The following is a 20,291-nucleotide window of genomic DNA, read 5'->3' on the forward strand; positions in this document are numbered from 1 at the left end:
AAGCCACCTGAACGACGTACACCCGTGAACCACGGACACACGTGACGAGAGGAGATCGAGCAGCCATGCGTATCGCATTCCTGACCGCACCCGAGGGTGTCGAGCAGATCGAGCTGACCGAGCCGTGGCAGGCGGCGAAGAACGCCGGGCACGAACCCGTGCTGGTGTCGACGACTTCCGGACAGGTCCAGGGCTTCGACCACCTCGACAAGGCGGACACGTTCCCGGTGGACGCCGTGGTGGGCGAGACTCCGGCCGAGTCGTACGACGCTCTGGTCCTTCCCGGCGGAGTGGCCAATCCGGACTTCCTGCGCATGGACGAGCAGGCCGTCTCCTTCGTCCGGGAGTTCTTCGAGCGGGGCCGTCCGGTCGCCGCGATCTGCCACGCGCCGTGGACACTGATCGAGGCGGACGTGGTCCGGGGCCGGGTTCTGACCTCGTGGCCGAGCCTGCGGACGGACATCCGCAACGCGGGCGGCACCTGGGTCGACGAGCAGGTGAAGATCTGCGACCACGGTCCCAACAAGCTCGTCACCAGTCGCAAACCGGACGACCTCAAGGCGTTCTGCGAGGCCTTCCTGGACGTGTTCTCCGAGGAGGCCGCCCGATGACCTCACCCATGGACCGCAAGCGGGAGCAGCGCGAGGCCGCCCACCCGGACGACCCCGCGTCGGGGCCTCTCACCACCGACCAGGGTGTGGCCGTCGACCACACCGACGACTCCCTGACCGTCGGCGAGCGCGGGCCGACCCTGATGGAGGACTTCCACTTCCGGGAGAAGCTCACCCACTTCGACCACGAGCGGATCCCGGAGCGGGTGGTCCACGCCCGGGGCGCGGGCGCCTACGGGTACTTCGAACCGTACGAGTCCTGCGCGGAGTTCACCCGTGCCGCGTTCCTCCAGGACCCCTCGGTCCGCACCCCGGTCTTCGTACGGTTCTCGACGGTGCAGGGGCCGCGCGGCTCGGCCGACACCGTGCGGGACGTGCGCGGTTTCGCGACCAAGTTCTATACGTCGGAGGGCAATTACGACCTGGTCGGGAACAACTTCCCGGTCTTCTTCATCCAGGACGGCATCAAGTTCCCCGACTTCGTGCACGCGGTGAAGCCGGAGCCGCACAACGACATCCCGACGGGCGCGTCCGCCCATGACACCCTCTGGGACTTCGTGTCGCTGCAGCCGGAGACCCTGCACGCGATCATGTGGCTGATGTCGGACCGGGCGATCCCGCGCAGCTACCGCATGATGCAGGGCTTCGGTGTGCACACGTTCCGTTTCGTGACCGCCGACGGGCGCGGCACATTCGTCAAGTTCCACTGGAAGCCGAAGCTGGGCACGCACTCACTGGTGTGGGACGAGGCGCAGGAGTGCCAGGGCCGGGACCCGGACTTCAACCGCCGGGACCTGTGGGACGCGATCGAGGCCGGTGAGTACCCGGAGTGGGAGCTGGGGGTCCAACTCGTACCGGAGGAGGACGAGTTCGCCTTCGACTTCGATCTGCTCGACGCCACGAAACTCATCCCGGAGGAGCAGGTGCCGGTCCGGCCGATCGGCCGTATGGTGCTGGACCGCAACCCCGAGAACTTCTTCGCCGAGACGGAGCAGGTGGCCTTCCACACCGCCAATGTCGTCCCGGGCATCGACTTCACCAACGACCCGCTCCTCCAGGCCCGCAACTTCTCCTACCTGGACACCCAGTTGATCCGCCTCGGCGGCCCCAACTTCTCCCAGTTGCCGGTGAACCGCCCGGTGGCGCCGGTGCGCACCAACCACCGTGACGGCTACCACCAGTCGGCGGTGCACGGCGGCACCAACTACTCCCCGAACTCGCTCGGCGGCGGATGCCCGGCCCACGCGGGCGGCGACCCGCACGCCTACCGCCACTACGCCGAGCGCGTCGACGGCGCCAAGATCCGCCGCCGCAGCGAGAGTTTCAAGGACCACCACAGCCAGCCCGCCCTGTTCTGGAACAGCATGGCTCCCTGGGAGCAGGAGCACATCGTGGCGGCCTTCCGCTTCGAACTCGGCAAGGTGGGCGCCCTCACCGTCCGGGCCCGCACGGTGGAGCAACTGACCAAGGTGGAACCGCGGTTGGCTGCCGAGGTGGCGAAGGGCATCGGGGTGCCCGTCCCGTCGGACGCCGAGCCTGAGGCGTACAAGCTCAGCTCTCCGGCTCTCAGCCTGGAGTCCCAGCGCGGTGCCGGTTCCATCCGCACCCGGCGGATCGCCGTCCTGGTCTCCGACGGTGTGGACGCCGAGCAGGTGACCGGTGTGCGGGAGGCACTGGCGGCGGAGGGCGCGATCGTGGAGGCCCTCGCGGCCCAGGACGGCACCGTACGCGGCGCGGACGGCGCGGAATACACCGTGGACCGGGCCCTGCCGACGATGGCGTCCGTCCTGTACGACGCGGTGCTCCTCCCCGGCGGGCCCGTCGGCACCCCGCCCCAGGCGGCCGACCCCGACGCCATGCGCTTCGTGCGGGACGCCTACCGGCACGGCAAGCCGATCGGCGCCCTGGGGTCCGGCGTCGGTGTCGTCGCCGCCCTGCGGCCCGAGGGCGTCCGGCTCTCCTCCGAGTTCCACCATGTGGTGGCGGACCGGGGCGTGGTGACGGACACGGCCCAGGGCACCGCGAGCGAGGACTTCACCAGTCAGTTCGTGGCGGCGATCGCGGCCCACCGCCACTGGGACCGCCCACCGACGCGCTGCTGACGAACGACGATCACACGGCCTTGGGCGCCTCTCGGCAAGGGGGGTCCGAGGCCCTTCGCCTTCGGGGGCGCGGGGAACTGCGCGACCGACCACGACGCACCCGCACCCCGCGACGCACGACCGGCTTTCCGACCGGCATCTACGGGCGCCGCCCGAGCAGACACAACAACCGGGTCTGCGCGTCCGCCCCCGCGGGCGGAGCCACCGGCGCCCCGAACAGCCCGCTTTTCTCCAGGTCGCCGGCGTACGGAGCGATCTCGTCGACCACGAACCGCACCAACTCCCCCGGTAGCCGCTCGTCCGCCCCGATGGCCCGCGACAGATCCCACGCGTGCACGACGAGATCGGCGACCATCTGCGCGCAGTAGGCGGTCGCCGGAGTGTCGCCGTAGGACAGGTGAACCGTGCGTTCCAGCGCGCCGGGCGCCGTGAGCGCCTCCCGCGCGGAGTGCGCGGCGGTGTCCCAGGAGGCCGCCGGGTCGGGCCCCAGCAGGTCCCCCTCGAAGGTGTCGCCCACCTCCTCGATCATGCAGCCGTCCCGCACCAGCGACGGCACCCACAGCTGCTCCGAGACGAGATGGTTGACGAGGTCGCGGACCGACCACTCGGCGCAGGGCGTCCCCGCGTCCCACTGGTCCTCGCGCACGGCGCGCACGCGCTCGCCGAACAGGTCCTGCGCCTGCGCGTGCCGGTCCAGCAGCGCACGTGCGGTCGCGTCGGGTGTCATGGCGCCGCCACGCAACGTCGCGTCAGGTGTCATGGCGCCCCCGGTCCCCGATCCCGCGCGCCGTCGCGGGTGCGGCCCGAGACGACCGGCCGGCGCGGGTGGCGGCGCAGGTACTCGCCCTCCAGTTGCGCCATCCGCTCGTTGTGGGTGCGCAGCGCCTCGGTCGAACCGTGCAGCAGCGCGTCGTGACGCGTGCGGTGGATCGACTCCAGCTCCTTCATCAGCTGCTGGTCGTCCAGCTGGTCCGGGTGCACTCCGGTCATGGTGGTACCCCGATCGTCGTCTTCCTCCAGGGGGTCCGGGTACCCGCCCGCCGGGCGTTACCCCGACGGGTGTCCGGGAGGGAGCCATGGATCTCGCGTTCCTCCCTCCACTGTACGAAGATCCCGGGTCCCGGGCCCTCGTGCGCGGGGGCGAGGGGGCTAGCGGGCGCGCTCCACGCGCCGCTCGTCCCAGACGGGTTCCGGCGTCTCCCGTACGCGGCCGTCGGAGCCGAAGACCAGATAGCGATCGAACGAACGAGCGAACCAGCGGTCGTGGGTGACCGCCAGGACGGTGCCCTCGAAGGCCTCCAGGCCCTCCTGCAGAGCCTCCGCCGACTCCAGGTCGAGGTTGTCGGTGGGCTCGTCGAGGAGGAGGGCGGTGACGCCCTGGAGCTCCAGGAGCAGGATCTGGAAGCGGGCCTGCTGGCCACCGGAGAGCCGGTCGAAGGACTGCTCGGCCTGCCCGGTCAGCTCGTACCGGCGCAGCCGGGACATGGCCGCGCCCCGGTCCTGGGCGTGTTCCTTCCACAGGATGTCGAGCAGTGTCCGCCCCTCCAGCTCCGGATGGGCGTGCGTCTGCGCGAAGTGCCCTGGCACGACCCGGGCGCCGAGCTTCCACTGCCCCGTGTGGGCCACGTCGCCACCGGCGAGCAGCCGCAGGAAGTGGGACTTGCCCGACCCGTTGGAGCCGAGGACGGCGACCCGTTCGCCGTAGAAGACCTCCAGGTCGAAGGGTTTCATCAGCCCGGTCAGCTCCAAAGCCTCGCAGGTGACCGCCCGCACGCCGGTGCGCCCGCCCTTGAGCCGCATCGTGATGTCCTGCTCGCGCGGCGGCTCCGGGGGCGGCCCGGCCTCCTCGTACTTGCGCAGCCGGGTCTGGGCCGCCCGGTAGCGCGAGGCCATGTCCGGGCTGTTCTCCGCGATCTGGCGCAGCGTCGCCACCAGCTTCTTCAGCTGGGCGTGCTTCTCGTCCCAGCGCCTGCGCAGCTCCTCGAAACGCTCGAACCTCCGCGACCGCGCCTCGTGGTACGTGGCGAACCCGCCGCCGTGCACCCAGGCGTCCGCCCCGGCCGGTCCCGGCTCCACACTCACGATCTTCTCGGCGGAGCGGGACAGCAGCTCCCGGTCGTGCGACACGAAGAGGACGGTCTTGCGGGTCTCCTTCAGCCGCTCCTCCAGCCAGCGCTTGCCGGGGACGTCGAGGTAGTTGTCCGGCTCGTCGAGGAGGAGCACCTGGTCGGTGCCGCGCAGCAGCGCCTCCAGCACGAGCCGCTTCTGCTCACCGCCGGAGAGCGTGCGCACCTGCCGCCACTGCGCCTTCTCGTACGGCACGCCGAGCGCGGCCGTGGTGCAGATGTCCCACAGCGTCTCGGCCTCGTAGCCGCGCGCCTCGGCCCAGTCGGAGAGGGCCTGCGCGTACCGCATCTGGGCCGCCTCGTCGTCCACGGTCATGATCCCGTGCTCGGCGGCGTCGACCGCCTTCGCGGCCTCCCTGATCCTCGGCTGCGCCACCGACACCAGCAGGTCCCGCACGGTCGACTCGTCCCGCACGGATCCCACGAACTGCCGCATCACCCCGAGCCCGCCGGACACGGTCACCGATCCGCCGTGCGGCTTCAGCTCGCCGGAGATCAGCCGCAGCAGGGTCGTCTTGCCGGCGCCGTTGGGGCCGACGAGCGCGACGACGGCCCCCTCCCCCACCCGAAAGGACACGTCCCCGAGCAGAGCCCTCCCGTCCGGCAGGTAGTACTCCAGATGAGCGGCTTCGAGATGTCCCATGGGGCGCATTGTCCGAGGCGGACGAACGCCCGGGCAAATCCATTTACCCGCCGCCCCGCCCCGCCGGACCCGCGGGCCCGCACGGCAGGTGATCCGGGTGGGAGAACCGTCGCGAAGGGGCCGTCCCGCGGTGGTCGGCGACAGCCCCTGGCACGTCACCGGTCCTGGGTGAGCAGACAGGCGCGGTCCGGGTCGAAGGTGACGTCGACGTTGGTGCCCTCGCGAGGAGGACGGGCCATGGTCACCGTCTGGTGGTTGTCGGTGGCCGCGCTCGGTGGCGCGGGAGCCGCAGCCCTGTCGACGTTCCTGCGGATGCGCGGGGCCGCCGCGGCCCGGATCGCGGAACTGGGACAGCTGGAGCGGCTGGTGGAGCGGCGGGCGGAGCAGGTGACCGCGCTCAGTCACGAGCTGCGCACACCGCTCAGCATGGTCAAGGGCGCGGTGGACCTGTTGCGCGAGGGGACGCCGGGTCCGCTGACGGCGGCGCAGGAGCGGCTGCTGCAGGTCGCCGACCATCAGTCCACGCAGGTCATCGGCCTGTGCGAGAGCCTGCTGATCCAGGCGAAGATCGAGGCCGGTTTCTTCACCCCGCGGATGGAGAAGGTGGACGTCTCGGTGCTGGTGCGCGACGTCGTCACCGCGATGCGGCCGCTGTGCGCCCAGCGCGAGCAGCGGATCGGTCTGGACGTGCCGCAGGTGATGCCGAGGATCCCGGCGGACCCGATGCTGCTGACCCAGGCCCTGACGAACCTGCTGTCGAACGCCGGCCGGTTCACCACCACGGGCGGCAGCATCGACGTCAGGGTCGCGCTGATCGACACCGGCGTCGCGGTGTACGTCACCGACGACGGTGCCGGGATGACACGGGCCGAACGGCACCGGCTGTTCCACCGCTTCGCGACCGGACGCCCCCTGGCCGACGGGACCGGCCTCGGCCTGGTGATCACCAAAACGGTGGTGGAGCTGCACGGAGGCGAGATCATGGTGCACACCGCGTCCTCCCGGGGGACGACGTTCCTGCTGACCCTGCCGGACGCGTCATGACGGTGGAGACGCGGACGGCGGCGGGGCCCACCGAAGAGCCGCCCTCAGGTGAGGGGCGAGGGCGGTCCCGTGCATTCTGCACGGCCACCATTGGTACGACAATCAGTTCGCTACCCGACATATCAGGGACCGTTTCCACCCCGCCCGACAGGCTCGCGGCGCCATGGGGTACCCGTGGACCATGACCCCAGACGTCGACCTCACCGTCCGCCCCCCGGGCCACCACATCATCCGGGACCGTTTCCTCGCCGCGGACAGCCGCATCTTCAACGCGGTGGCGACCCGCGACTGGCCGGGCGCGCACCCCCTCCTGCCGAAGCTGAGCCGCGCCGCGAACCACGGGGTGCTGTGGTTCGCGACGGCGGCGGCGATCGCGGCGACCCGCAGTCCGCGCGCCCGCAGGGCGGCCGTCCGGGGCGTCGCCTCGCTCGCCCTGGCCTCGGCGACCATCAACACCCTCGGCAAGCGCTCGATCCGCCGTCCCCGCCCGGTGCTGGACAACGTCCCGCTGACCCGGCAGCTGAAGCGGCAGCCGATCACCACGTCGTTCCCGTCCGGCCACTCCGCCTCCGCCGCCGCCTTCGCGGCCGGCGTCGCCCTGGAGTCGCGCGGCTGGGGCGCGGCGGTGGCGCCCCTGGCGACGGCCGTGGCGCTGTCCCGCGTGTACACGGGCGTGCACTTCCCGAGCGACGTCCTGGTGGGCGCCGCCCTGGGCGTGGGCGCCGCCTACGCCGTCCGGGGCATGGTGCCGACCCGCGACCAGCTCCCGCCGCCCGGCCGTCCGTACGTGGACGCGCCCGCGCTGCCGGAGGGGGACGGGCTGGTCGTGGTCGCCAACCGTGCCTCGGGGACGTCGGACCGGGTGCGCGCGCTGCGGGACGTACTGCCCGGCGCCGAGACCGTGGAGTGCGAACCGCAGGACGTGCGGGCCGAGTTGGAGAAGGCCGCGGCCCACGCGCGCGTCCTCGGCGTGTGCGGCGGCGACGGCACGGTGAACGCCGCCGCCGAGGTGGCCCTGCGTCACGGCCTCCCCCTCGCCGTGCTCCCGGGCGGCACGCTCAACCACTTCGCGTTCGACCTGGGTGTGGAGGACGTGCGGGACCTGGGCCGCGCGGTGCGCCAGGGCGAGGCTGTCCGGGTGGACCTCGGGCACTTCAGGAGCGGTGACACGGAGGGCCACTTCGTCAACACGTTCAGCCTGGGGGTCTACCCCGAGCTGGTGCGGGAGCGCGAACGCTGGGAGAAGGCGGTCGGCGGCTGGCCGGCGGGGGTGATCGCGGCCCTGCGGGTGCTGCGCGCCGACCGCCATCCGCTCCAGGCCACCTTCGAGGGCCGGCCGCGCCCGATCTGGCTGCTGTTCGCGGGCAACGGCACGTACCACCGGCTGGGCCTCGCCCCGGCCCGGCGTTTCGACCTGGCCGACGGGCTGCTGGACGTCCGGGTCGTGCACGGCGGCCGCCGCCCGGCCCTGCGGCTGCTGGCCGCGGCCCTGGCCGGGCCGCTGACGCGCACCCCGGCCCACGCGGCGGTCCGCGTACGACGGCTCCGGGTGGACGGCATCGCGCCGGGCACCCTGCTCGCGTACGACGGCGAAGTCACCGAGGCCCAGGGCGACCTGACGCTCCGGAAGCTGCCGGAGGCGCTGACGGTCTACCGGCCGGTGCCGATGCGCTGACCCAGCGGGATGCGTCCACAATTCAAGACGGCGGTCTCATTATTCGGCATGGTCGCGTACCGTTCGAGCACGAACTCGTGGACCTCACGGACCTCGTGGAAGGGGAACGGCCATGTCGAAGGCACGGGAGACCGCCGTCTACACGCACGGACACCATGAGTCGGTGCTGCGCTCGCACACCTGGCGGACCGCCGCCAACTCGGCGGCCTATCTCCTCGGTTCGCTGAAGCCCCACATGACGATCCTGGACATCGGCTGCGGTCCGGGCACCATCACCGCGGACCTGGCCGCCCTGGTCCCCGAAGGGCGGGTCACCGGCGTCGACCACGCCCCCGGCATCCTGGACCAGGCCCGCGCCACGGCCGCCGAACGCGGCCTGGACAACGTGGACTTCGCCGTGGCGGACGTCCACGCGCTGGACTACCCGGACGACACCTTCTGCGTGGTCCACGCCCACCAGGTGCTCCAGCACGTCGGCGACCCGGTGCAGGCGCTGCGCGAGATGCGGCGGGTGACCAGGCCGGGCGGCCTGATCGCGGTCCGCGACTCCGACTACGCGGCGATGACCTGGTTCCCGGCGTCCCCGGGCCTGGACGACTGGCTGGACCTGTACCGCAGGGTGGCCCGGGCCAACGGCGGTGAGCCCGACGCGGGGCGCCGGCTGAAGTCCTGGGCCCTGCGCGCCGGGCTCACCGACATCACGGCCACCTCCGCCACCTGGACCTACGCCACGCCGGACGAGCGGGCCTGGTGGAGCGGGCTGTGGGCGGACCGGACGGTCGCCTCCACGTACGCCGAACGGGCTACGGAGGGCGGTCACGCCACGCCAGAGCGGCTCCGCGCGATCGAATCGGCCTGGCGGGAGTGGGGGCGGCGGGAGGACGGCTGGTTCGCCGTGCTCCACGGTGAGCTTCTCTGCCGTGAAGCGGCCTGAAAAGGCCCACTCGGGAAGGACGTCCGCCTCCGGAGGAAGGGGACGCTGGTACGGGTGGTGAACTCACCCCCGCGGGGGGGTGACAGTCCGTTCACTCCCGCGGGGGTGACAGTCCGTTCACTCCCGCGGGGGCGACGGTCCGTTCACTCCCGCGGGAGCAACGGTCCGAGCGGCCCGAGGTCCAGATTGAGGTCCTCGGGCCGCAGACCGTAGCGCTCGCGCAGCTCGGTCATCCGGTCGTCGAGCAGCATCAGCGTGAGCCCGATGCGCTCCTCCTGGTCCTCCGACAGCTCCCCGGTGTCGAAACGGCGCAGCGCCTGGCGCTCCATGAGCTGACGGAGCAGTTCGACGACGGTCAGGACCAGCTTGACCAGGTCCCTCTCCACCGTGTCGGGCTCCAGTTCGACGCGGTTGCGGCCGGTCACTCGATGCCTCCCCAGGGTGACGGCACCTGCTCGTTCACGGAGCTGATCAGTGCGTTCAGGTCGATGCGGACGAGATCGACGTCCGCGATACGCAGAGTGAGGTCGCCGGTGATCACGACCCCGCCGGCGAGCAGCCGGTCGAGGAGGTCCACCAGGGCGACCTCCCGGCGTTCGATCACGGTCACGGGGTGTCCTCCGGGTTCTCCGCGCTCTCTCCGCTGAAGGAATAGGCCGCCCACGGCCCGGTGAGTTCCACCCGCAGTCCCGGCTCCTCGCCCTTCGTGCGGTCCACGAGCTCCACGAACTCCTCGGAATGGGCGCGCGGCACCAGATAGGCCGCGTTCAGGACATTGCGTCCCGGAGCGCCGGAGAGCGCGGAATTCTGCGGGGCGTGCAGCCGGGTGTCCTCGGCGAAGGCCGAGAGGGTGCCGTGCAGGGTGCGCGCGAACCGGTCGGCGTTCTCCCACATCTCCTCGTGGGCCCGGTGACTGCGCCGGCGCTGCCGCAGATAGTCGCGCCCGCTGGAGACCTTCGCGGGCTCCTGGGGCCGCTCCTGCTCCTCGGACTCCGCGTACACCTTGACGCCCCACTCCACCCGGCCCGCCAGCCGGTCCAGGGTCCGCAGGAAGCTCTCCTCGCGGGCCTCCAGCATCACCCGGACGCCGCTGTCGTCGCGGAAGACGGTACCGAGCCGGAGCGGCAGGGGTGTGGTGACGACGGTGAGCGCGTCGATCACGCTCTGGTGCGCACGGGCGGTCTCGGTCAGCCAGTCCAGGTCCTCCAGATGGGCGCGCAGCGGCTGCTCCGCGAAATCGCTCTCGGGCACCTCGCTGACGACGGCGATCAGGTCGTGGTGGCGCAGTTGCCGGGGCGGCGCGCCCGCGACCCCGGTGAGCTGGGACTGGAGCGGCGCGTCGAAGGGGCGGCAGACGGCGTACACGTACCGCAGACCGGTCATGTGGGCTCCTCTCTGGCGCGGCCGCGCTCGACGGCCGGCTCCGGCTCCCGCCGGTACCCGCCCTCGTCCAGCTCCGCGAGCCGGGCGCGCAACTCGGCGTTCTCTCGGGAGAGTTCGTCGCGGCGGGCGTTGGACGACAGCGCCGGGTCGGACTCCCACCAGTCGATCCCCATCTCCTTGGCCTTGTCGACGGAGGCGACGATCAGGCGCAGCTTGATGGTGAGCAGTTCGATGTCCAGCAGGTTGATGCGGATGTCACCCGCGATCACCACACCTTTGTCGAGTACACGCTCCAGGATGTCGGCCAGATTGGCGCTCGCGCCGCTCTGCCCGTATGGCTCCGGTACCCGGCTCGGGAACGTCATCGACGGCTCCTGCCCGCGGCGGCCGGTTCCTCGTCCTCATCCTCGTACGGTTCCTCCTCGATGTCCTCCTCGGCGTCGTCCTCCGCCTCGGGAACGTCCTCGTACTCGTCCTCGGGGACCTCGTCCGCGTCCTCCGGCTCGCCCTCGTCCTCCTCGTCGTACTCCGCGGTCTCGTCGGTCTCGTCCGTCTCGTCGAGGTCGCGGGGCTCGTCCTCGTCCGGCTCCGGCTCGTCGTCCGCGTACTCGGCCTCGGCCTCGTCGTCCTCGGGCGACCTGTCCTCGGGCCCCTCGTCGTCCCGCTGGTCGTCCTGCTCGTCCCGCTCCTCCTCCGCGAGGGCGTCCTCGTGGCTGACGGTGACCTCACCGTCGCGGATCTCGCCGCGCCAGCCGTCCTCGGCCTCACCACGGAGGGTGATGAAGCGGGCGAAGTTCTTGAGGTCGAGCCGGGCCCGGCGGCCCTGGGCGCGCCAGATGTTGCCGGTCTTCTCGAAGAGACCCTTCGGGTAGTACTCCAGGACCAGCAGCACCCGGGTGAGGTTGTCCCCCAGCGGGTGGAAGGTGACGGCGCCCTTCGTGGTGCCCTTGGCGCCCTCCGACGTCCAGGTGATCCGCTGGTCGGGCACCTGTTCGGTGGTATGGGCCTTCCAGCTCCGGCTGGACCAGAAGATCTTCATCTGCCAGTCGGAGTGCGTCTCGTCGGCCTGGCCGGCGCTCTTCACACCCTTGGCGAAGGTGCTGAAGCTCTGGAACTGGGTCCACTGGTCGTACGCGGTGCGCACCGGCACCCCGACGTCGATGGACTCGATGATCACCGTGGGCTTGTTGCCCGAGCCGCCCTTGCGCTTGCCCTTGCCGCCGCCGAGGTTCTTCAGCGCGCCGAGCACATTGTCCTTGGCGCGGCCCGCGCCCACCTCCAGGGCGGAGCGCAGCGGCCCCTTGCCCTCGGCGAGCTTGCGGCCGCCGTCGAGGGCGAGTTTGGCGAAGCCGGGGCTGTTGCCCTCGGCGATGTCGTTGAGCTTGCCGGTGGTCTCGCCGAGTTTGCGCCCGGCGCCGACCAGGATCCGCTGGACCTGGGCGGCCAGGTACTCCCGGGCCTCCTCCTTGAGGCGGTCGACGGCCTCGCCGTGCACCACCTCGGTGAGCGGGTTGCTCTTCGTGGCGTCCTTCACCCGGTCCGTCGCGCGTCCGTTGGATGCTCCGAGGGTCTCAGTCATCGTCTCCACCTCCCCTCGTGGCCCGCGACCCGGTGGCCCTGCGCGCGGCCTTCTTGGCCGGGGCCTGGCCGGGGGCGGACTTCTTCGCCGCCGCCCTCTTGCTCGCGGTCTTGCGCGCGGGGGCGGCGGTCTTCTTCGCGGAAGCCGCCTTCTTCGCGGCCGGCTTGCCCTCCGCCCGGGGCGAGGACTTCTTCGCCGGGCGCTTGCGCGAGGGCTCCTCCCGCGGTTCCTCCTCATCCTCGTCACGCGCGTCGGCGCGCTCGTCGTCGAAGGAGTCGTCCGCGTCCTCCTCGTAGGCGTCGTCGTCCTTCCCGCCGCGTCCCGGCAGATCCGGCGCCACGCCCGCGAGCTGGTCGCGCACCTGCGAGGTGCGTCCGTGCAGCCGGCTGGCGAGCCCCTCGATCTGCCGCTCGACCAGCGCGCCGGTGGCCGCCCTGCCGACACCGCGCAGGTCCCCGCGGAGCTGGTCGCCGATCTCCTTGAACTGCGGGTTGTTCTGCAGTTGCTGCGACACCAGGTCCGCGAGCGCCCGCGGGCTCAGCTGCATCCGCTTGCCGGCCACCATGGTGCCGACCGCGAACGCGAGTTTCATCTTCTTCGTACGTCCGAGGACGTATCCGGCCCCTACGGCGAGGCCAAGCCCGATCCGATTCATTGTGTCGTCCCGTTGCCGGTTCCTGTGCTTCTCTGAGTGCTGATCTCCAGCCGGTCCAGCAGTTCGTCCTCCAGACGGTCGAACTCCTCCTCGTCGATCTCGCCCGCCTCCAGCCGCTGCTCGAGGCGGGCGAGATCGGCTCGGACGGCCGCCGGGTCGTAGTACTGGCGCTCGGCCTCGGTGAGCACCTGCCGCACCGTCCAGAGGCTGCCGCGTACCGGTGCGAACGGCAGCAGCAGCACCTCGGTGATCAGTCCCATGTACTCGCCTTCTCGGCCTGGGAACGCCGTGCCTGCGGCGCGCCGTGGACATTCGCGGAACGGTCTGTCAGTGCGTGGTCTCCGCGGGTTGCGCGGGCCCCGGTTCGACGAAGCTGTACGGCGGCAGCGGCCCGTTCACCCGCACCTCCAGGTGCGGGTGGCTCTTGCGGACCTCCTCCACGGCGTCGACGAAGCCCGCGGCCGACCCCCGGTCCACGAGGAACGACAGATTGGCCAGCCAGCCGGTGGAGTCGGGGCCCGCGCTGACGTCCTCCGCGGCCGGCTCCAGCGCCCGCCGCAGTTCCGCCGCGTCCTCGGCCTCACGGGCCTGCACCGCGGCGACGACCATCTCGCCGAGCCGCAGCCGGTCCTCGTAGGTTCCGCCGCCCGCCTGCCGGTTGGCCTCGGTCATGGCGCGCAGCTCGGGGTTCTCCCCCATCACGCGGTGCAGCACGGCCTCTTCGTCGTGGCTGGCCTTCACGTTGTACTCGATCTTGCCGTCGAGGGCCCCGAGCCGTTCGAGGTAGTGCTTCGCGCGTTCGGCGAGCACCGCGGTGACGGACGCGTCGTCAGGTGCGACGCTCCCGAAGCGCATGGGCAGCAGGGAGCCGCCCGCGCCCGCCTCGCTCAGGACGTTCTGGTGGGCGAGCAGGTCCTTGCGCTTGGGGCGCAGCCCCTCGGGGGCCTCGCTGACGATCGCCGCCAGCTCGCCCTCCTTGAGGACGCGCACCGGGCGCGCGGGGTCGCCCACACCGCCCATGCCCTCGGGGAGGGCGGGATGTGAGCCGGCGGTGATGCCGTAGACGTACGTGCTCACTCCTGTTCCTCCTTCTTGCGCGAGCTCGTGGTCCTGCGGGCCCGCGGGCGCGACTCGGACTGGCTCTCCTCGCGGGACTGCTTGAACGCGTCGGAGATCGTCTCGGCGGCGCCGGACAGCGCCCCCTTGGACTTGCCGCGCGCGCCGGACTCGGTCATCTCACCGACGAGGTCCGGCAGGCCGGGGTTCTTGCGCGGCCCGGCCTCCAGGTCGAGCCGGTTGCACGCCTCGGCGAAGCGCAGATAGGTGTCGACGCTGGCGACGACGACCCGGACGTCGATCTTCAGGATCTCGATGCCGACCAGGGAGACTCGTATGAAGGCGTCGATGACGAGCCCCCTGTCGAGAATGAGTTCCAGGACGTCGTACAGGCCGCTGCTGCCGCCTCCGCCGCCGGACTGCTGTGCCGGTACTACGGTCATGCCGGCCGATCCTCCTCGCATGGGGAACGTGTCTGTGAATGTCTCCGTGGATCTCGTCCACGGACGGTGGGTCCCGGGCGCGCACCGCCCGGGCGTGACGAGGGCCTACCGGCGATGCGGGTCGGCCCTGCCGCGCTCGTAGCGACGGACGCGCCGGTAGCCGGTGAGCTCGCCCCGGGGGTCCAGCTCCACGCGATAGCTCGCGAGCAGGCTCATCGTGTCGGGGACCCTGGCGATCTCCAGGACCTCGACCTCCAGCGTCCAGCCGCCCTCGGTCTGTTCGAACGACGACACGGACTCGGGCGCCATGCCGGTCAGCTCCGCGAGCTGGGTCCGCGCATGGCGCAGCACCTGCATGGGGCTGGGCCGGTCGTCCGCCGGCTCGTGCGCCTCTTCCGACTCCTGCACCTCGTCCGGTTCGTCCGGTTCTCGGGACTTCCGTGAACTCTGTGTCTTCGATGTGTTGGATGTGTTGGATGTGTTCGACATGGCCACCTCGAACACCGAGTGGCCACACGTCCGTTGGCCAAACATTTCCCGGGTGGCGCGCGCGGTCGCCGCCGGCCTCAGCGGCGCCGCGCCGCGAGCCGCCGCCGGGCCGGCCCCAGCGCCCGGCCCCTGCTCATCGCCCCCGCCCAGGGGTTGGTGCGGGCCTGCTCGACGGCGTCCGCGAGGGTCCAGCGGCGGGCGTCGACAGCGGGGTCGTCCAGCTGTTCCCAGGTCAGGGGGGTGGCCACGGGCGCGCCGGGCCGGGCGCGCACGGAGTAGGGGACGACGGCGGTCTGGGCGTAGGCGTTGCGCTGGATGTCGAGGTAGAGCCGGTCGCCGCGGTCCTTCTTGCGGGCCTCGGTGGTGAGCCGCTCGGGATGGGCGCGGACCAGTTCCCCGGCGACCTCCCCGGCGAAGGCGCGGACCTCGTCGAAGTCGTCGTGCCCGTTCACCGGTACGACGACGTGGAGGCCCTTGGAGCCGGTGGTCATCGGCACGGACGGCAGTCCCAGCTCGTCCAGCAACTCCCGTACCCGTCCGGCCGCTTCCCGGACCTCGGCGAAGTCGTCCACCGCCGGGTCGAGGTCGAGGACCAGCCGGTCGGGCCGGTCGATGGCGCCGGTCCGGGAGAGCCAGCGGTGCAGGGTGAGACAGGCCTGGTCGGCGAGGTAGACGAGGGTGGCCGCGTCCTCGCACACGGGGTGGACGACCGTGCCGCCCTCCTTGGGCACCTCGACGCGTTCGATCCAGTCCGGGTAGTGCTCGGGGGTGTTCTTCTGCATGAACATGGGCCCGCCGACGCCGTCGGGGTGCCGTTCCAGCATCAGCGGGCGCCCGCGCAGATGGGGCAGCATGAAGGGGGCGACGGCCCGGTGGTAGGCGACCAGATCACCCTTGGTGTACTCCTTGCCGCCGCCGTCCGCGGCGGCGGGGAACAGCACCTTGTCCGGCCGGTGGATCTCGACGGTCCGGCGGCCGACCCGCATCGGGTGCGTGTCCCCCATCGCCGACTCCCTTCTGTGGACACGGGGTTCAGGGCGCGATCGCGTGCTCCACCAGCAGCCGGCCGGCCACCGCGATCGCCTCCGCGTCGACGCCCGCCTCGCGCAGCTGCTCCTCGGGGGAGGCCGAGCCCGGCATCGTACGGACGGCGAGGCGCACCAGGCGGGGCACCGGGCGGCCGTCGAGGAAGGCGTCGAGGACCGCGTCCCCGAGGCCGCCCTCCTCGTGGTGGTCCTCGACGGTGAGGATGCAGCCGGTGCGTTCGGCGGCCTCGCGCAGGGTGCGGCGGTCCACGGGCTTGACCGAGTAGAGGTCGATCACCCGGACCTGGATGCCCTCGGCGTCCAGCGCCTCGGCGGCCTTGAGGGCCTCGTGGACGGTGACCCCGGCGGCGACGACCGTCAGCCGGTCGGTGTCCGAGGCGCGCAGCACCTTGCTGCCGCCGACCGGGAACTCCTCGGTGGGGCTGTAGAGGACGGGCAGGGCGCCCCGGGACGTGCGCAGATAACGGATGCCTTCGAGACCGGCCATCGTGGAGACGAGCTTGGCGGTCTGGTTGGCGTCGCACGGGTACAGCACCGTCGAGTCGTGCACGGCCCGCATCATCGCCAGGTCCTCCAGACCCATCTGCGAGGGCCCGTCCTGGCCGATGGCGGACCCGGCGTGGGAGCCGACGAGATTGAGCCCCGACCCGCTGATCGACGCCATGCGGACGAAGTCGTGGGCCCGGCTGAGGAATGCCGCGAACGTGGAGACGTACGGCACCCAGCCGCGCGCCGCGAGCCCGACCGCCGCGGCCACCAGCTGCTGTTCGGCGATGTAGCACTCGAAGAACCGCTCGGGGTGTTCCTTGGCGAAGAACTCGGTGCGCGTGGAGTCGCCGACCTCGCCGTCCAGGGCGACGATGTCGCCGCGCGCGTCGCCGAGCGCGGCGAGCGCCTGTCCGAAGGCGTCCCGGGTTGCGACCTCGTCGCCGACCTCGAAGCGCGGCAGCTCCAGATGCCCGGTCCGTACGGCGTGCAGCATCCGGGCGGCGGGCGGCTGCCGGACCTCGACGCGCAGGTCGGTGACGCCGCCGAGTTCCGCGATCGCGTCGTCGGCGTCCTTGAGCGGCTTGCCGTGCAGGCCCTCCCGGTCCTGCACGGCCTCGACGCCCTTGCCCTTGAGGGTGCGGGCGAGGATCACCGTGGGCTGTCCCTTGGTGGACTCGGCCTCGCCGTAGGCGCGGTCGACGGCGTCGACGTCGTGTCCGTCGATCTCGATGGTGTGCCAGCCGAAGGCGGCGAAGCGACGGGCGTAGGCGTCCAGGTCGTGTCCGTGCCGGGTGGGTCCGCGCTGTCCGAGCCGGTTGACGTCCACGATCGCCGTCAGATTGTCCAGATGCTCGTACGAGGCGTGCTCGGCGGCCTCCCACACCGAGCCCTCGGCGAGTTCGCTGTCACCGCACAGCACCCACACCCGGTAGCCGGTACGGTCCAGCCGCTTCCCGGCCAGCGCGATGCCGACGCCGACGGGCAGGCCCTGGCCGAGCGAGCCGGTGGCCGTCTCCACCCACGGCAGCCGCCGGGGCGTGGGATGCCCTTCGAGCCGGCTGCCCAGCCTGCGGAAGGTCATCAGCTCGGTCTCGCTGATCGCGCCGGCCGCCTTGTACGCGGAGTACAGCAGGGGCGAGGCGTGCCCCTTGGACAGCACGAAACGGTCGTTGCCCGGGTGCTGGGGGCGTTCGAAGTCGTAGCGCAGATGCTTGGCGAGCAGCACCGCCATCAGTTCGGCGGCCGACATGGACGACGTCGGGTGCCCGGAGCCCGCGGCACCGGACGCACGCACACTGTCCACCCTCAACTGCTGTGCCAGCTCGCTGAGTCGACGGCTGTTCATGACGCTCCTTCCGAACGTTCTGCGGGCTCTGGCGGTTGTGCCGAGGCCCGGTCGGTGTCCGTGCTCGACCGTCCTCCCGGCATCCTCGCCAGCTCCGGTGACGCCGTGTCCAGGGGGACCGACCAGGACCGGACGAGCCCCAACTGGACGCCCTGGCGCGGCAGTACGGCGTCCAGAAGCCAGTCGGCGGCGACACGGACGCGGTTGCCGGGCATGGCGGCGAGGTGGTAGCCGCGGGTGACGGCGCCGGCGGCGAGGCCGGACAGCGGTACGCCGAGGGGGTTGGCGGCGGCCTTGACGCCGCCGAGGTCCACGACGAAGCCCAGGTCGCTGTGGCGGTAGGGCTCGGGTTCGCCGCGGCCGAGGGAGGCGGCAACGTTGAGCGCAGCCACCTTGCCCTGCCGCCACGCGTGTTGCGCGGTCATCGGGGTGTACTGGCCGGGCTTGGTCAGATCGGGCACGGCGGCCGCGTCCCCGCAGGCGAACACCTCGGGCCGGCCGGGCACCTGCAGCGTGGGTTCCACCAGCAGCCGGCCGCGCTCCATCGGCAGCCCCAGCGACTCGGCGAGCGGATCGGGCCGTACGCCCACGCACCACACCAGGGTGCGCGTGTCGACGAACTCCCCGTCGCTCAGCAGCACTCCGTCCTGCGTGGCCTCCTTCACGGAGGTCTCCATCCGCACGTCGACGCCTCGCTGCCGCAGCACCTTGTCGGCGGTCCGCGACAGCTTCTCGTCCATCTCGGGCAGCACCCGTTTCGCGATGTCGAGCAGCATCCAGCGCGGTCGTACGCCGTCGCGCAGCGGCTGTTGCCGGACCAGTGCGTCGGTGAACATCTGGCCCTGGGCGGCGACCTCGGTCCCGGTGTAGCCGGCGCCGACCACCACGAAGGTGCAGCGCGCGCGGCAGCTCTCGGGGTCCTCGCCGCCGGCCGCCAGCTCCACCTGCCGGGTGACGTGGTCCCGGAGATACAGCGCCTCGGGCAGTCCCCGGAAACCGTGGGCGTGCTCGGCGACACCCGGGATCGGCAGCAGCTTGTTCACGCTGCCGGCCGCGAGCACCAGCCGGTCGTAGGTCAGCGTGCCGGTCTCGCCCTCGGGACCGGTGTACCGCACGGTGCGCGCGTCGAGATCGATGTCCTCGGCCTCCCCGAGCACCAGGCGCACATGACGCAGGGTGCCGGTGAGGGAGACGGTCACCCGGCGTGGCTCCAGGACACCGGCGGCGACCTGGGGCAGCAGGGGCAGATACAGGAAGTAGTCGGTCGGGTTGAGCAGAGTGATGTCGGCCTTGTTCCGGGTCAGCCGCGCGAGGGTGCGGGCCGTCCGGTAGCCGGCGAAGCCGGCGCCGACGATCACGATGCGGGGTCGACTCACGGGTTCGCCTTCGGCGGGGTCGCGCATACGGAGTCCTCAGCGTCCTCAAGACGTACGGGTCGGTTCCTGTGGCGTACGAACCTTCCGCGTCCCCCTGGTCAGGGTGCCCAAACCGCCTGGGCCCCGCCCGTCCCCGGGTTTCCGCCCCGGCCCCCGGGTACCCGGGACGCGACCCGGTCCCAGTCGATCGCAGATATCGCGGAGGTACCCCCCATGCCCGAGTACGGATACTTCTTGGCGACCGAGGAGTTCGGTCCCGCGGAGCTGATCGAGCAGGCGAGGATGGCCGAACAGGCCGGGTTCGAATGCCTGTGGATCTCGGACCACTTCCACCCGTGGAACGACGCCCAGGGCCAGAGCCCGTTCGTGTGGTCGGTGATCGGGGCGCTCTCCGAGGCCGTGTCGCTGCCCATCGAGACGGCGGTGACCTGCCCGACCGTGCGGATCCACCCGGCGATCGTCGCGCAGGCCGCGGCGACCAGCGCGGTGCTGACAGGTGGCCGGTTCCGTCTCGGCATCGGCTCGGGCGAGGCGCTCAACGAGCACATCCTCGGCACCCGTTGGCCCTCGGCGGACATCCGCCTGGAGATGCTGGAGGAGTCGGTCCAGGTGATGCGGCGGCTGTTCACCGGCGAGGAGGTCACCCATCGCGGTCCCCACTTCACCGTGGAGAACGCCCGCCTCTACACGCTCCCGGACCAGCCCGTCCCGATCGACATCTCCGGCTTCGGCCCCAAGGCCACCGCGCTCGCCGCCCGCGTCGGCGACGGCTTCATCACCATGGGCCCCGACGAGGAGCTGGTCACGCAGTACCGCAAGGGCGGCGGGGGCGCGAACCCCGTCAGCGGCGGGACGAAGGTGTGCTGGGGTACCGACCGTGACGCGGCCGTCCGCCGCGTCCGCCACCTCTGGTCGAGCCAGCTCCTGCCCGGCGAGATGGGTCAGATCCTGCCCACCCCGAGCCACTTCGAGCAGTTGGAGCCGCTGGTCACCGAGCAGATGGTCGGCGAGAACACGGTCTGCGGCGACGACGTCGACGAACACGTCGCCGAACTGCGGGCGTTCGCCGACGCCGGCTTCGACCGTGTCTACGTCAGCCAGATCGGCCCGGACCAGCGCGGCTTCTTCGACTTCTACCGCACGAAGGTGCTGCCGCGACTCCCCCGCTGAGCGGGTTCGGGCGAGCACGTGCGGCGGGGCCGGGACGGTACGACCGTCCCCGCCCCCCCCCCCCCCCACGGACCGGGCGGGTGTTGGGGGGAGAGGGGGGGGGGGGAAGAGGGGGGTACTAGGGG

The 20,291-nt window shown here is 71.7% G+C and carries 22 protein-coding genes; 6 read left to right on the plus strand and 16 right to left on the minus strand.

Annotation, left to right across the window (positions count from 1 at the left end; translation table 11 throughout):
• Positions 1-65: 65 nt before the first annotated feature.
• Both ACWCRJ_RS24515 and ACWCRJ_RS24520 read left to right on the plus strand, forming a co-directional pair.
• Positions 66-611 (plus strand): type 1 glutamine amidotransferase domain-containing protein, encoded by a 546-nt coding sequence (locus ACWCRJ_RS24515; RefSeq protein ID WP_450941290.1) that lies wholly within the window; start codon positions 66-68, stop codon positions 609-611.
• Complete coding sequence (locus tag ACWCRJ_RS24520; protein WP_450941291.1) at positions 608-2,713, plus strand: catalase; 2,106 nt, start codon at positions 608-610, stop codon at positions 2,711-2,713. Before ACWCRJ_RS24515 ends, ACWCRJ_RS24520 begins: the two co-directional genes overlap by 4 nt.
• 139 nt (positions 2,714-2,852) lie before the next feature.
• On the opposite strand, the gene ACWCRJ_RS24525 is transcribed toward ACWCRJ_RS24520, so the two are convergent.
• From ACWCRJ_RS24525 to ACWCRJ_RS24535, 3 genes are all read right to left on the minus strand, one after another.
• Positions 2,853-3,440 carry a TIGR03086 family metal-binding protein gene (locus ACWCRJ_RS24525; protein ID WP_450941310.1) on the minus strand — a complete coding sequence of 196 codons (588 nt, stop codon included), beginning with the start codon at positions 3,438-3,440 and terminating at the stop codon, positions 2,853-2,855.
• 29 nt (positions 3,441-3,469) lie between these two features.
• The gene (locus ACWCRJ_RS24530) at positions 3,470-3,703 is read right to left on the minus strand and encodes a DUF6158 family protein (protein ID WP_450941292.1); all 234 of its coding nucleotides are present in this window, start codon (positions 3,701-3,703) and stop codon (positions 3,470-3,472) included.
• Positions 3,704-3,862: 159 nt separating this feature from the next.
• Entirely contained in the window at positions 3,863-5,482 is a 1,620-nt protein-coding gene (locus tag ACWCRJ_RS24535) for an ABC-F family ATP-binding cassette domain-containing protein (protein WP_450941293.1), read from the minus strand.
• Between the two features lie 237 nt (positions 5,483-5,719).
• Between ACWCRJ_RS24535 and ACWCRJ_RS24540 the strand changes: the two genes are divergently transcribed.
• The 3 genes from ACWCRJ_RS24540 (at position 5,720) to ACWCRJ_RS24550 (ending at position 9,135) form a co-directional block, all read left to right on the plus strand.
• Positions 5,720-6,526, plus strand: a complete 807-nt coding sequence (locus tag ACWCRJ_RS24540; protein ID WP_450941294.1) for a sensor histidine kinase — start codon at positions 5,720-5,722, stop codon at positions 6,524-6,526.
• 181 nt (positions 6,527-6,707) lie between these two features.
• Positions 6,708-8,201 carry a phosphatase PAP2 family protein gene (locus tag ACWCRJ_RS24545; RefSeq protein ID WP_450941295.1) on the plus strand — a complete coding sequence of 498 codons (1,494 nt, stop codon included), beginning with the start codon at positions 6,708-6,710 and terminating at the stop codon, positions 8,199-8,201.
• Positions 8,202-8,313: 112 nt separating this feature from the next.
• On the plus strand, positions 8,314-9,135 hold the full coding sequence (locus tag ACWCRJ_RS24550) for a class I SAM-dependent methyltransferase (RefSeq protein ID WP_450941296.1): 822 nt from the start codon (positions 8,314-8,316) through the stop codon (positions 9,133-9,135).
• A gap of 143 nt (positions 9,136-9,278) precedes the next feature.
• Here the strand turns inward: ACWCRJ_RS24550 and ACWCRJ_RS24555 are convergent, their stop codons facing one another.
• From ACWCRJ_RS24555 to ACWCRJ_RS24615, 13 genes are all read right to left on the minus strand, one after another.
• Entirely contained in the window at positions 9,279-9,560 is a 282-nt protein-coding gene (locus ACWCRJ_RS24555; protein WP_005482371.1) for a gas vesicle protein K, read from the minus strand.
• Positions 9,557-9,745: a gas vesicle protein gene (locus ACWCRJ_RS24560; protein ID WP_005482370.1), complete on the minus strand. Its 189-nt coding sequence runs from the start codon at positions 9,743-9,745 to the stop codon at positions 9,557-9,559. The genes ACWCRJ_RS24555 and ACWCRJ_RS24560 overlap by 4 nt, the downstream gene beginning before the upstream one ends.
• Complete coding sequence (locus tag ACWCRJ_RS24565) at positions 9,742-10,518, minus strand: GvpL/GvpF family gas vesicle protein (RefSeq protein ID WP_450941297.1); 777 nt, start codon at positions 10,516-10,518, stop codon at positions 9,742-9,744. Before ACWCRJ_RS24565 ends, ACWCRJ_RS24560 begins: the two co-directional genes overlap by 4 nt.
• Positions 10,515-10,883: a gas vesicle protein gene (locus ACWCRJ_RS24570; RefSeq protein ID WP_005482368.1), complete on the minus strand. Its 369-nt coding sequence runs from the start codon at positions 10,881-10,883 to the stop codon at positions 10,515-10,517. The genes ACWCRJ_RS24565 and ACWCRJ_RS24570 overlap by 4 nt, the downstream gene beginning before the upstream one ends.
• Positions 10,880-12,097: an SRPBCC family protein gene (locus ACWCRJ_RS24575; protein WP_450941298.1), complete on the minus strand. Its 1,218-nt coding sequence runs from the start codon at positions 12,095-12,097 to the stop codon at positions 10,880-10,882. The genes ACWCRJ_RS24570 and ACWCRJ_RS24575 overlap by 4 nt, the downstream gene beginning before the upstream one ends.
• Positions 12,090-12,752 carry a DNA primase gene (locus tag ACWCRJ_RS24580; protein ID WP_450941299.1) on the minus strand — a complete coding sequence of 221 codons (663 nt, stop codon included), beginning with the start codon at positions 12,750-12,752 and terminating at the stop codon, positions 12,090-12,092. Before ACWCRJ_RS24580 ends, ACWCRJ_RS24575 begins: the two co-directional genes overlap by 8 nt.
• Positions 12,749-13,012 carry a gas vesicle protein GvpG gene (locus ACWCRJ_RS24585; RefSeq protein ID WP_005482365.1) on the minus strand — a complete coding sequence of 88 codons (264 nt, stop codon included), beginning with the start codon at positions 13,010-13,012 and terminating at the stop codon, positions 12,749-12,751. Before ACWCRJ_RS24585 ends, ACWCRJ_RS24580 begins: the two co-directional genes overlap by 4 nt.
• 67 nt (positions 13,013-13,079) lie before the next feature.
• Positions 13,080-13,829 carry a GvpL/GvpF family gas vesicle protein gene (locus ACWCRJ_RS24590; protein WP_450941300.1) on the minus strand — a complete coding sequence of 250 codons (750 nt, stop codon included), beginning with the start codon at positions 13,827-13,829 and terminating at the stop codon, positions 13,080-13,082.
• Entirely contained in the window at positions 13,826-14,251 is a 426-nt protein-coding gene (locus ACWCRJ_RS24595) for a gas vesicle structural protein GvpA (RefSeq protein ID WP_045556590.1), read from the minus strand. The genes ACWCRJ_RS24590 and ACWCRJ_RS24595 overlap by 4 nt, the downstream gene beginning before the upstream one ends.
• Before the next feature lie 105 nt (positions 14,252-14,356).
• Positions 14,357-14,740 carry a gas vesicle protein GvpO gene (locus ACWCRJ_RS24600; RefSeq protein WP_450941301.1) on the minus strand — a complete coding sequence of 128 codons (384 nt, stop codon included), beginning with the start codon at positions 14,738-14,740 and terminating at the stop codon, positions 14,357-14,359.
• A 77-nt stretch (positions 14,741-14,817) separates the two neighbouring features.
• Positions 14,818-15,744: a non-homologous end-joining DNA ligase gene (ligD, locus tag ACWCRJ_RS24605; RefSeq protein WP_450941302.1), complete on the minus strand. Its 927-nt coding sequence runs from the start codon at positions 15,742-15,744 to the stop codon at positions 14,818-14,820.
• Between the two features lie 28 nt (positions 15,745-15,772).
• Positions 15,773-17,620: a transketolase gene (locus ACWCRJ_RS24610; RefSeq protein ID WP_450941303.1), complete on the minus strand. Its 1,848-nt coding sequence runs from the start codon at positions 17,618-17,620 to the stop codon at positions 15,773-15,775.
• Entirely contained in the window at positions 17,617-18,996 is a 1,380-nt protein-coding gene (locus tag ACWCRJ_RS24615; protein WP_450941304.1) for an NAD(P)/FAD-dependent oxidoreductase, read from the minus strand. The genes ACWCRJ_RS24610 and ACWCRJ_RS24615 overlap by 4 nt, the downstream gene beginning before the upstream one ends.
• Positions 18,997-19,209: 213 nt before the next feature.
• Between ACWCRJ_RS24615 and ACWCRJ_RS24620 the strand changes: the two genes are divergently transcribed.
• Entirely contained in the window at positions 19,210-20,166 is a 957-nt protein-coding gene (locus tag ACWCRJ_RS24620) for an LLM class F420-dependent oxidoreductase (protein ID WP_450941305.1), read from the plus strand.
• The last annotated feature ends 125 nt before the right edge of the window (positions 20,167-20,291 follow it).

This window comes from Streptomyces sp. NPDC002324 (genome assembly GCF_053593335.1).